This is a genomic window from Nocardioides sp. PD653-B2, assembly GCF_002117935.1.
GTDB lineage: Bacteria > Actinomycetota > Actinomycetes > Propionibacteriales > Nocardioidaceae > Nocardioides.
The window spans coordinates 1-10,219 of record NZ_BDJE01000064.1 but is presented as its reverse complement, the minus strand read 5'-3'; the positions used below and the strand labels follow the sequence as shown (position 1 = coordinate 10,219).

Below are 10,219 nucleotides of genomic sequence, written 5' to 3'. Positions count from 1 at the left end.
GCCAAGCGGACCGCAAGCCAAGCCAGGAGGCGGGTCGGCTGCGGGGGTTTCGAGACAGGCGCTGCGCGCCTTCCTCAACCACCGGCGAGACAGGCGCTGCGCGCCTTCCTCAACCACCGGGGGGTTTCGAGACAGGCGCTGCGCGCCTTCCTCAACCAGCGGGGGGGGGGTTCCGGCGGTCCTGCAGAGGTGACCGGTCGGGAATCCCGCACCCGGAGCGGCTGTTGTGATGGCGTGAACGACGACCTCGACCTCACCGCCCCGCCCGTCGTCTTCCCCGGCCAGCACGCGCCGGAGTCGGCGTACCGCACCGCGTTCGACCTGCTCGCGCGTCGCGCCCCGAAGGAGGCGCTCGACCTCATCGAGCCCGCGTTGACCGAGGACCCCGACAACACGGCGCTGCGCACGCTGCGTGCCTGGGCCTACCTGCTGCAGGCGCGGCTGGGTCGCGCCGAGACCGAGCTCGAGCGCCTGGTCGAGGAGAACCCCGTCGACGACTGGTCGCGGCACGCGCTCGGCCGCTGCCTCGAGCGCCAGTCGCGCTTCGCCGAGGCGCTCCCGCACCTGCGACTGGCCGCGGTGATGTCCGGCGACCCCGACCACGGGCTCGCCGCCCTCCGCGTGGAGCAGCTGCTCACGCCAGACGAGTGATGGTGACGTCGACCGCCATGGACGACGTCGCGGCGCCGGAGTAGATGCCGCTCAGCGGCTTCACGTCGCCGTAGTCACGACCGGCGGCGAGGACGACGTAGCGGTCACCCGGCTCGGTGTCGTTCGTCGGGTCGAACGCGTGCCAGCCGTCGTCCCACCACTCGACCCATGCGTGCGACTCACCGGGCACGGTCTCGCCCACGACCGGCTGCGCCTGCGGGTGGAAGTAGCCCGAGACGTAGCGGGCGGGGATGCCGAGGCTGCGCAGCCCGCCGACCGCGAGGTGCGCGATGTCCTGGCAGACGCCGGCGCGCTGCTGCCACGCGTCCGCGGCCTGGGTGTGCACGTCGGTCGAGCCGGTCCGGTACTCGACCTCGGCGTGCACGAGCGCGCAGACCGCGCGGGCCGCCTCGCCGGGCAGGGCCGCGTCGCGCAGCGTGTCGAAGCGCGCAGCCAGGTCGGCCGGCGGTGCGACGAGCGAGTTGACGACGAGGTACTCGGTCCACGTGTCCGAGACCTCGGGGGCCGCGAGGTCGTCCCAGCCGATCGTGGGCGGCGCCGCGGGCGAGCGGCTCGTGTGCACCGTCGAGGTGCCCGTGACCGTCATCGCGTCGTGCGGGTCGAGCACCTCGAAGGCGGTGACGGCGGTGCCGAAGTAGTCGCGGTACTCGTAGGTGAACGGCGCCGGCGAGACCTCGACCCGGCTGTGCGACACGATCTGGCCGGGGGTGGTCTGGGGCGTCAGGCGCGCCTGGTTGTACGACGCGACCGCCTTGCCGTCGTACTCGAACGTCGTCGCGTGCACGACCCTAAGCTGCATGCTCATGCGCGTACTCGCTTCGCTCCGTGCGCGCACGACGCTCCGGATGCGCTGTGTCGGATGGTTCGCTCGCTGCGCTCGCTCACTGGAGCACCCCCTGCCAGGTCAGCGCCTCGGCGCCGGCGAAGTAGCGCCGCGCGACCGCCTCGGTGGCCAGCGCACAGGTGCGCTGGAGCCGCTCCATCTCGGTCGGGAGGTCGGCCATCACGTCGCTGAGCGAGCGGTACTCCAGCTCGGCGCGGGTGCGGCCGAGCAGCCGCTGCGCGTCGTTCTGGAAGCCGGCGCGCAGCCCGGACGCCTCGAGGTTGTCGACGCACTGCTCGGCCCGGTTGAGCGAGAACACCACCGAGCGCGGGAAGAGCCGGTCGAGCAGCAGGAACTCGGCGGCGCCGCGCTCCGTCTCGAGGCCCTTGTAGGTGCGCAGGAAGGCTTCGTAGGCGCCGCACGCGCGCAGCGTGTTCGTCCAGGGCGCGCCGGTGCCTGGCGTCACCGACGCCGTCGCGACCAGGCGCGAGGTCATGTCGGCGCGCTCGATGCAGCGGCCCAGCATCAGGAAGTGCCAGCCCTCGTCGCGGGTCATGGTCGCGTCCGCGGTGCCGTTGACCAGCGCCGCGCGCTCGCGCACCCACTGGAAGATCGCCGGCGGGCGCATCGACCGGAAGTGGCCGGACGGGATGGCGCGGTACGTCGTGTTGATGGCCTCCCACATCGGCACCGACAGTGTCTCGCGGGCCCGGCGCGCGCTCTCGCGGGCCGCCCCGAGGGCGGAGGCGATCGAGACGGGTGAGCCCGGGTCGTAGGCGAGCTGGGTCAGGACCAGCGACAGGTCGGCCCGCTCGGGCATCTCCTCGACGCCCATGATCGAGAGGAGCGTGCGGCAGGTCGCCTCGGCCTCCGCGCTGCTCTCCTCGAGGATCACCTGGGTCTGGACGTCGAGGATCCGTGCGGTGTCCTCGGCGCGCTCCACGTAGCGCCCGATCCAGAACATCGACTCCGCGATCCGGCTCAGCACGGCTCGACCTCCGCTCGGCCCTGTTGTTGCTGATGTTGCTGCTCCTGGCTGCCGCCCAGGTCGGTGAGAGCCGGGCCGGCGCTCTGGGGGGTCGTGGCGACCGGCGCCGGCTGCTCGTCGAGATGACGGGGGAGCGCACCGGGCCCGGCGAGCACCCAGGTGTCCTTGGACCCGCCGCCGCGCGAGGAGTTCACGATCAGCTCGCCCGCGGCGAGGGCGACCCGCGTGAGACCACCCGGCAGCACCCAGACGCGGTGGCCGTCGTTGACCGCGAACGGCCGCAGGTCGACGTGGCGCGGCCCGAAGCTGCCGTCCACGAACGTCGGGACGGTCGAGAGCTGGACGACGGGCTGGGCGATCCAGGAGCGCGGGTCCTCGAGCACCTTGACCCGGAGCTCGTCGAGCTCGGCATTCGTGGCGCGGGGGCCGATCACGATGCCCTTGCCGCCCGAGCCGTCGACCGGCTTCAGCACCAGCTCGTCGAGCCGGTCCAGGACCTCCTCGCGGGCATCGGCGTCACCGAGGCGCCAGGTGTCGACGTTCTTGAGCACCGGCTCCTCGTGGAGGTAGTAGCGGATCAGGTCGGGCAGGTAGGTGTAGACGAGCTTGTCGTCGGCCACCCCGTTGCCGACCGCGTTGGCGGGGTTACGTTGCCGGCCCGGGACGCGTCGATCAGACCGGGGCAGCCGAGCATCGAGTCGGCCCGGAAGTGCACCGGGTCGAGGAACTCGTCGTCCACGCGCCGGTAGATCACGTGCACCTGCTCGAGGCCCTGCGTGGTCCGCATCATCACCCGGCCGCGCCGGCACTCGAGGTCGCGGCCCTCGACCAGCTCGACGCCCATCGTGCGGGCGAGCAGCGCGTGCTCGAAGTAGGCACCGTTGTAGACGCCGGGCGTCAGGACGACGACCGTCGGGTCGGCGACGCCGGCGGGCGCCGCGGCCCGGAGGGCGGCGAGCAGCCGTTGGGGATAGCCCGCGACCGGGCGGATCCGGTGCTCGGCGAAGGGCTCCGGCAGCGCGGCCGAGATCGCCCGCCGGTTGGTCATCACGTACGACACGCCCGACGGCACCCGCACGTTGTCCTCGAGCACCCGGAACTCGCCGTGGTTGTCGCGGATCAGGTCGATGCCGGAGACGTGGACGCGGACGCCGTTCGGCGGCCGGACGCCCGCGGCCTGGCGGTGGTAGTGGGAGGACATGGCGATCACCCGGCGCGGGATGACGCCGTCGGCGAAGACCTGCCCGGCGTCGTAGACGTCGGCCAGGAAGGCCTCCAGCGTCCTCACCCGCTGCTGGACCCCGCGCTCGATCGTGGACCAGGTGTCCATCTCGATCACCCGCGGCAGGATGTCGAGCGGGAAGGCCCGCTCCTCGCCCCCGATGTCGAAGGTCACGCCCTGGTCGAGGTAGCTCGCCTGCAGCGCCTCGACGCGGCCGGCGACGTCGGGCACCGTCAGGTGGTGCAGGGAGGACCGCAGCCGTTCGTACGGCGCGCGCAGCCCGTCGACGTCGAACATCTCGTCGTACGCCGGGCCATCGGCGCCGGAGTAGTCCTCGAACATGGCCGTCATGGCCGGACCTTACCCATCCGCTTGTTACGCGAACGTTGCGTCGGCCACTGCTCAGGAGGTGGTCAGGACCTCGGCGCCCGTCGGGGTCACCAGCAGCGTGTGCTCGAACTGCGCGCTGCGGCGGCGGTCCTTGGTCACGACGGTCCAGCCGTCGTCCCCCATGTCCCACTCGTGGGTGCCCAGGTTGAGCATCGGCTCGATCGTGAACGTCATGCCGACCTCGATCAGGTCGTCGTGGGCCGGGTCGTCGTAGTGGGGCACGATCAGCCCGCTGTGGAAGGCGGTCCCGATCCCGTGGCCGGTGAACTCACGGACCACGCCGTAGCCGAACCGGGCGGCGTACGCCTCGATGACGCGGCCGATCACGTTGATCCGGCGGCCGGGCCGCACGGCCTTGATCCCGCGGTCGAGCGCTTCCCTCGTGCGCTCCACCAGCAGCCGGGACTCCTCGTCGACGTCCCCGGCGAGGAACGTCGCGTTGGTGTCGCCGTGCACGCCGTCCAGGTACGCCGTGATGTCGATGTTGACGATGTCGCCGTCCTCGACGACCTGGTGGCCGGGGATGCCGTGGCAGACGACCTCGTTGACGCTCGAGCAGAGCGACCTGGGGAAGCCGCGGTAGCCCAGCGTCGACGGGTAGGCGCCGTGGTCGCAGAGGAACTCGTGGCCGATCCGGTCGAGCTCGTCGGTGGTGACCCCGGGCTCGACGTGGCTGCCGACGAGGTCCCGCGCCTGCGCCGCCAGCCGGCCCGCGACGCGCATCCGCGCGATGGTGTCGGCGTCCTTGACCTCCGGACCGGTGTAGCGCGCCGGGGCGGCCTTGCCGACGTACTCCGGGCGCGGGATCGACAACGGCACGTCGCGGAGCTGGGAAGTCACGCCACGAGTGTAGTTTCGGCGCATGAGTGACTTCTGGTTCTGCGTGAAGCACCACGCGGTGGAGCAGGGCGAGGACATGTGCCCGCCGATCGACCGGCTCGGCCCCTTCGGCACCCGGGAGGAGGCTGCGAACGCCCTCGACAAGGCCGAGCAGCGCAACGAGGAGTGGGACAACGACCCCCACTGGAACGACCCGGAAGACTAGGGCCGGATGACCAAACCCGGCCGGCGCCCCCGAGGACGGCCGGGCGTCTCACCGTGGCCGTTCGTCGGCATGGTCGGCATGGCCGCCACGTTCTTCCTGTACGCCGCGAGCGGCCTGGTCGCGCCCTGGTGGGCGGTGGTCGTGCTGCTCGTCGTCTGGGCGGCCCTGCTGCTCGTGGCCTGCGCCTGGTGGACGCCGCACCCGCGCTGGGTGCCGGCGGTGGCCGTGTTCTCCGCGGTGTTCTGGTTCGCCGCGATCATCGGCGGCGCGGCCGCGTTCGGCTGGACGGCCTGACCGTCACCTCTTCGGGCGCACCGCCAGGATGTAGTCGTTGCCGCCGCCGTTGTCGGTGGTCACGTAGATGACCGAGCCGGGCCCGTCGACGATGGTGCGGATCCGGCCGAACTGCCGCAGTGCCGCCGGTGCCCGCACCTTCGCGAGCTTCGCGGCGTCGGTGATCTTCAGGAAGACCGCGCGCTGGCCGGCGAGCGCGCCGACGACCAGGTTGCCGTTGTAGGCGCCCCAGCGCTTGCCGTAGATGAAGCCGCCGCCCGACGTAGCGATGGTCGGGTCGCCCGAGCGCCAGACCGCGCTGATCTGCTTGCCGGGCAGGGACTGGTCCGTCATCGGGACGCTCTCGTTGTAGCCCGGGACCGGGTTGTAGCCGTAGTCGCCACCGTTGCGGAGGATGTTCACCTCGTCGTCGCGGTAGGTGCCCTGCTCGACCGAGTAGACGCCGCCGCCCTTGCGGAGGGCGAGGCCCTGGACGTTGCGGTGGCCGTAGGTCTGCACGTAGCGCTTGTGCGCGTTGCCGGACTTGATGAACGGGTTCTTCGGCCACGGCTTGCCGGTCTTGGCGTCGAGACGGAGCGTCTTGCCGCCGAGTGACTTCTTGTTCTCGGGGTTGGTGCCCTGGGCGGCGTCACCGGTGCCGACGTACAGCGAGCCGTCGTCGAGCGCGAGGAGCCGGCAGCCGCCGTGCCGCCCGCTGCTGGTGGGGAAGCCGCCGACCAGCTTCTTGCCCCCGGTGATCGACGTCAGCGCGTCGTTCAGCTTCCACGCCATCACCTTGACCTCGTGGCCGCCACCGTCCGTGGTGCCACCCTGGCAGGTGTAGAAGCGGTGGTTGGTGGCGAACTCCGGGTCGGTCTCGAGGCCCATCAGCCCGGTCTCGCCGGACACCCACACCGAGGCGGTGGGGAAGTTGCCGACCGTGCGGACGTCGCCGTGGTCCCAGATGGAGACGGTCGCGCGGTCGCGCTGGGTGAAGATCAGCCGGCCGTCGCCGATCGGCCGGACGTCCCACGGGTGGTCGAGCCCGGTGACCAGCTTCTTCACCGCCAGCGCGGGGACCTTCGGCTTCGCCCGGTGTGCACCAGCCTGGTGGGTGACGTCGAGCGTGGACGCGCCGGCGGGCGCCGTCGTGGCAGTGAGCGTGAGGCCGAGCGTGGCGGCCAGTCCGAGAACGAGGGAGCGCATGTCTTCGACCGTAGCCAATCGCACCAGGCTCACAACCACCCGTTGCCCTCGGCGGTGATCACCGCCTCCGCCCGGTTGGTGGCCCCGGTCTTGCCGATCGCGGACGACAGGTGGTTGCGGACCGTGCCGTCGGAGAGGAACAGCTTGCGGGCGATCGCGGCCACCGAGGAGCCGTCGCGGGCGGCCTGGAGGACCTCGGTCTCGCGGGCGGTGAGCGGGGACTCGCCGGCCACCAGGCTGTCGGTGGCGAGCATCGGGTCGACGACGCGCAGCCCGGCGTGCACCCGTCGTACGGCGTCGGCGAGCTGGGCGGCCGGCGTGTCCTTGACGACGAAGCCCGACGCGCCCGCCTGGAGCGCGCGGCGCAGGTAGCCGGGCCGGCCGAAGGTCGTCACGATCAGCACCCGCGTGTCGGGGGCGGCGCGACGGACCTCGGCGGTGGCGCTGATGCCGTCCATGCCGGGCATCTCCACGTCGAGCAGTGCGACGTCGGGGTGGTGGGCGAGCACGGCCGCCAGCACCTCGTCGCCGGAGCCGACCTCGGCGACCACCTCCAGGTCGGGCTCGAGGCCCAGGAGCGCGGAGAGCGCACCGCGGACCAGCGCCTGGTCGTCGGCGAGCAGCAGCCGGATCGTCATCCGCGGACGACCTGGAGCGAGAAGCCGGGGGAGAGGTGCCGGGTGACGACGGTCGCGCCGACGGCGGAGGCCCGCTCGCGCAGCCCGGCGAGGCCGGAGCCGGTGCCCGGCGCGCCGGGGCCGGGGCCGTCGTCGACGACCTCGGCGCTGCTCGCGGTCAGCCGCACCTCGCAGCGGTGGGCGCCGGAGTGGCGGATCACGTTGGTGACGCCCTCGCGGACCGTCCAGGCGAAGAGCTCGCGGAGCTCGGTCGGCACCTCGTCGGCGGACTGGGGCAGGTGGGCGTCGATCTCGGCCGCGGCCAGCGCGTTGCGCGCCCGGGCGAGCTCACCGGGCAGGGTCAGCTCGCGGTAGCCCGCGACGGCCCGGCGTACGTCGGCCAGCGCGTCGCGGCTGAGCCGCTCGAGGTCGGCCAGCTCGGCGCGGGTGCGCTCGGGGTCGACGTCGAGCATCCGCTGGGCGAGCTCGGCCTTCACGGTGATCACGGTCAGCGAGTGGCCCAGGATGTCGTGCAGGTCGCGGGCGAAGCGGGTCCGCTCGTTCTCGACGGCGAGGCCGGCGTTCTCCTGCTGGGCCCTGAGCAGCTCGATGTTGCGGGTCATCACCATCCGCAGCCCGAAGACGGCGAACGTCGCGGCGACGACACCGAACACGAGGCCGGTGGGGCTGCCCCAGTCGTTGACCGCGAACAGGACGAGGTCGGCCGCAACCAGCCCGAGCACCGCCGGACCCGCGACACGGAACGGGAAGACCATCACGCAGGCGACCCCGATGTACGGCGTGCTGGCCAGGCCGTAACCGCCGAGCAGGAGCGTCATCAGCGCGCCGAGGAGGACGAGCGACCCGATGTAGAGCACGGCGGCACGCGTCCCCGGCTGGGTCATCAGCTTCTGGCGGTCGGCCCGGCTGCGGAGCCAGAGCGCCATGTAGACCGCGGCGAAGACGATCGTGACGACGATGCCGAGGATGCCGCTCAGCTGGTCGCGGTTGCGCCACCCCTCACCGATCGGCTCGAGCAGGAAGAACAGCCAGATGCCGGAGAGGAGCGGCGTGAGGCGCGCCATCCGGACCGATGACCCGGTCGGCGGCGCCGCGCACTCGTCCTGGCTCACAGCGATCAGGCTAGTCACACCCGTGCGGTGTCCTTGCTCATCCGCCACGCGGCGCCGGCCACGAGGATCACCAGCCAGGCGACCGCGTTCACGACGGCGTACCAGGGGAGCTCGTGGGTCAGCGGGGAGCGGGCGACCTCGGCGACGCCGTACATGGGCGTGAACGTGGCGACGTGCCACAGCGCGCTGCCCTCGGTGAGCGGCCAGAAGACGCCGCCGAGGAAGGAGAGGACGGCGAGGCCGGGGCCGAGGATCTGCATGGCGTTCTCGCCGGGGACGACGAAGCCGGTGAAGACGCCGAGGGCGGCGAAGGTGAACGTGCAGAAGAGGGTGACCACGGCCGAGGAGACCCAGACACCGACCGGCATGTCGGCACGGCCCTGGAGGAGGCCGCAGAGGTGGACCACCACGATCGCGAGGGCCCCCATGACCAGCGCGACCACGGCCTTCATCAGGATGTAGACGACCGGGTTGAGCGGCGTGAGCCGCAGCTGGCGCGACCACCCGAGGGCGCGCTCCATGGCGACCGACGAGCCGCCCGCGGCGGCGGTGAGGGCGGCGCCGTACAGCCCCATCGAGATGAGGATGTACGCCGCCTCGTTGCCGCTGCCCACGGGCTGGGCCCAGGTCTTGTCGCTGCCCGTGACCGCGAAGAACAGGGCGGCCGGGAAGATCAGCGTGAAGACGACGGTGCGCCGGTTGCGGAGCATCCGGCGCAGCTCGATGCCGAGCACGGTGAGGCTGAAGCCGCCGAACGGCGGGACCCGGCGCGTGGTGGGGTCGACGGTATGGACGCTCATCGGGTGTCTCCTGTCAGGCTGATGAACGCGTCCTCGAGGCCGTGGGAGGTGATCTCGAGGTCGCGGGCGGGGGTCCGGGTGAGCAGGAAGCGCGCGGTCGCGTCGCTGTCCTTGGTGTGCACGAGGACGGCGTCGCCGCGCACCTCGACGCCGGTGACGCCGTCGAGCGCGGCGAGCACGCCGGTGTCGGCGCCGGGCAGGGTGGCGCGGACCGTGCGCCCGGAGGTCAGGGCCTTGATCTGGGGGCCGGTGCCGTCGGCGACGATCCGGCCGTGGCTGATCAGGACGATCCGGTCGGCGTACTGGTCCGCCTCCTCGAGGTAGTGCGTCGCGAAGAGGACCGTGCGGCCCGTCTCGGCGTCCGCGCGGATCGCGGACCAGAAGGCGCGCCGGCCCTCGACGTCCATGCCCGTGGTGGGCTCGTCGAGGAGCAGCAGCGCGGGGTCGGAGAGCAGCGCCATCGCGAACCGGAGCCGCTGCTGCTCGCCGCCGGAGCACATGGCGACCTTGCGGTCGGCGATCGCGGCGATGCCGGCGTTCTCGAGCACCTCGGCCACGGGGCGGGTGTCGGCGAAGAGGTTGGCGGTGTACTGCACGGTCTCGCGGACGGTGAGGTCCTTGAGGAGGCCACCGGTCTGCATGACAGCCGAGACGAGACCGCGGGCGATCGCCTGGCGGGGGTCGATGCCGAGGACCGCGGCGGTCCCGCTCGTCGGCTGGGACAGGCCCAGGATCATGTCGATCGTCGTGGTCTTGCCGGCGCCGTTGGGGCCGAGGAACGCGACGATCTCGCCCGGCCGGATCTCCAGGTCGATGCCGCGCACGGCGTGCACGGAGCCGAAGTCCTTGGTCACCCCCGAGAGCCGGACCGCGGGGTGCGCGGTCGGGATGGAGGAACCCGTCGTGAGGGTGTCGGTCGAGGTCATGCCTCGAGTCTGGTGTCGGGCGGGCGTCGGTCCCCCACACGACCATCACGTCCCGGGGGTGACAAATGTCAGGAGGGTGGTGGTTTCGAGGCTCGGGCCTGGGGGCCCTCGCACCTCAACCACC

At 72.1% G+C, this 10,219-nt stretch carries 13 protein-coding genes; 3 read left to right on the top strand and 10 right to left on the bottom strand.

The features are described 5' to 3' along the window. The first annotated feature begins 234 nt into the window (after positions 1-234). Positions 235-651 carry a tetratricopeptide repeat protein gene (locus PD653B2_RS22870; RefSeq protein ID WP_085874731.1) on the top strand — a complete coding sequence of 139 codons (417 nt, stop codon included), beginning with the start codon at positions 235-237 and terminating at the stop codon, positions 649-651. On the opposite strand, the gene PD653B2_RS22865 is transcribed toward PD653B2_RS22870, so the two are convergent. The 5 genes from PD653B2_RS22865 to map all read right to left on the bottom strand — a co-directional run bounded on the left by PD653B2_RS22865 (position 635) and on the right by map (position 4,959). Continuing rightward, the gene (locus tag PD653B2_RS22865) at positions 635-1,477 is read right to left on the bottom strand and encodes a transglutaminase family protein (RefSeq protein WP_085874730.1); all 843 of its coding nucleotides are present in this window, start codon (positions 1,475-1,477) and stop codon (positions 635-637) included. The two genes, PD653B2_RS22870 and PD653B2_RS22865, sit on opposite strands and share 17 nt — an antisense overlap. Before the next feature lie 76 nt (positions 1,478-1,553). Next, the gene (locus PD653B2_RS22860) at positions 1,554-2,483 is read right to left on the bottom strand and encodes an alpha-E domain-containing protein (RefSeq protein WP_085874729.1); all 930 of its coding nucleotides are present in this window, start codon (positions 2,481-2,483) and stop codon (positions 1,554-1,556) included. After that, positions 2,477-3,103: a circularly permuted type 2 ATP-grasp protein gene (locus PD653B2_RS25950; protein ID WP_278247515.1), complete on the bottom strand. Its 627-nt coding sequence runs from the start codon at positions 3,101-3,103 to the stop codon at positions 2,477-2,479. The genes PD653B2_RS22860 and PD653B2_RS25950 overlap by 7 nt, the downstream gene beginning before the upstream one ends. Further along, on the bottom strand, positions 3,061-4,056 hold the full coding sequence (locus PD653B2_RS25945; RefSeq protein ID WP_278247514.1) for a circularly permuted type 2 ATP-grasp protein: 996 nt from the start codon (positions 4,054-4,056) through the stop codon (positions 3,061-3,063). The genes PD653B2_RS25950 and PD653B2_RS25945 overlap by 43 nt, the downstream gene beginning before the upstream one ends. Before the next feature lie 51 nt (positions 4,057-4,107). Continuing rightward, a complete protein-coding gene (gene map, locus PD653B2_RS22850; protein ID WP_089504056.1) occupies positions 4,108-4,959 on the bottom strand; it encodes a type I methionyl aminopeptidase in 852 nt (283 codons plus the stop codon). On the opposite strand from map, the gene PD653B2_RS22845 reads away from it, so the two are divergent. Beyond that, a complete protein-coding gene (locus PD653B2_RS22845) occupies positions 4,958-5,140 on the top strand; it encodes a hypothetical protein (protein ID WP_085874728.1) in 183 nt (60 codons plus the stop codon). The genes map and PD653B2_RS22845 overlap by 2 nt on opposite strands. 6 nt (positions 5,141-5,146) lie before the next feature. After that, positions 5,147-5,434: a hypothetical protein gene (locus tag PD653B2_RS22840; RefSeq protein WP_133059094.1), complete on the top strand. Its 288-nt coding sequence runs from the start codon at positions 5,147-5,149 to the stop codon at positions 5,432-5,434. Between the two features lie 3 nt (positions 5,435-5,437). Here the strand turns inward: PD653B2_RS22840 and PD653B2_RS22835 are convergent, their stop codons facing one another. From PD653B2_RS22835 to PD653B2_RS22815, 5 genes are read right to left on the bottom strand one after another with little or no spacing between them, the layout of a single operon-like run. Next, positions 5,438-6,619, bottom strand: a complete 1,182-nt coding sequence (locus PD653B2_RS22835; RefSeq protein ID WP_085874726.1) for a PQQ-dependent sugar dehydrogenase — start codon at positions 6,617-6,619, stop codon at positions 5,438-5,440. A 29-nt stretch (positions 6,620-6,648) separates the two neighbouring features. Beyond that, complete coding sequence (locus PD653B2_RS22830) at positions 6,649-7,257, bottom strand: response regulator transcription factor (protein ID WP_085874725.1); 609 nt, start codon at positions 7,255-7,257, stop codon at positions 6,649-6,651. Further along, positions 7,254-8,369 carry a sensor histidine kinase gene (locus PD653B2_RS22825; protein WP_207559518.1) on the bottom strand — a complete coding sequence of 372 codons (1,116 nt, stop codon included), beginning with the start codon at positions 8,367-8,369 and terminating at the stop codon, positions 7,254-7,256. The genes PD653B2_RS22830 and PD653B2_RS22825 overlap by 4 nt, the downstream gene beginning before the upstream one ends. A 14-nt stretch (positions 8,370-8,383) precedes the next feature. Then, complete coding sequence (locus PD653B2_RS22820; RefSeq protein ID WP_085874724.1) at positions 8,384-9,169, bottom strand: ABC transporter permease; 786 nt, start codon at positions 9,167-9,169, stop codon at positions 8,384-8,386. Then, positions 9,166-10,095 (bottom strand): ABC transporter ATP-binding protein, encoded by a 930-nt coding sequence (locus PD653B2_RS22815; RefSeq protein WP_085874723.1) that lies wholly within the window; start codon positions 10,093-10,095, stop codon positions 9,166-9,168. The genes PD653B2_RS22820 and PD653B2_RS22815 overlap by 4 nt, the downstream gene beginning before the upstream one ends. Positions 10,096-10,219: the final 124 nt, after the last annotated feature.

What these genes read in the sequence shown, in the direction of transcription:
- PD653B2_RS25945 (WP_278247514.1), bottom strand. Translation starts at nt 4,056, where the DNA reads ATGACGGCCATGTTCGAGGACTACTCCGGCGCCGATGGCCCGGCGTAC.
- PD653B2_RS22815 (WP_085874723.1), bottom strand. Translation starts at nt 10,095, where the DNA reads ATGACCTCGACCGACACCCTCACGACGGGTTCCTCCATCCCGACCGCG.
- map (WP_089504056.1), bottom strand. Translation starts at nt 4,959, where the DNA reads ATGCGCCGAAACTACACTCGTGGCGTGACTTCCCAGCTCCGCGACGTG.
- PD653B2_RS22845 (WP_085874728.1), top strand. Translation starts at nt 4,958, where the DNA reads ATGAGTGACTTCTGGTTCTGCGTGAAGCACCACGCGGTGGAGCAGGGC.
- PD653B2_RS22830 (WP_085874725.1), bottom strand. Translation starts at nt 7,257, where the DNA reads ATGACGATCCGGCTGCTGCTCGCCGACGACCAGGCGCTGGTCCGCGGT.
- PD653B2_RS22820 (WP_085874724.1), bottom strand. Translation starts at nt 9,169, where the DNA reads ATGAGCGTCCATACCGTCGACCCCACCACGCGCCGGGTCCCGCCGTTC.
- PD653B2_RS22840 (WP_133059094.1), top strand. Translation starts at nt 5,147, where the DNA reads ATGACCAAACCCGGCCGGCGCCCCCGAGGACGGCCGGGCGTCTCACCG.
- PD653B2_RS22835 (WP_085874726.1), bottom strand. Translation starts at nt 6,619, where the DNA reads ATGCGCTCCCTCGTTCTCGGACTGGCCGCCACGCTCGGCCTCACGCTC.
- PD653B2_RS22865 (WP_085874730.1), bottom strand. Translation starts at nt 1,477, where the DNA reads ATGAGCATGCAGCTTAGGGTCGTGCACGCGACGACGTTCGAGTACGAC.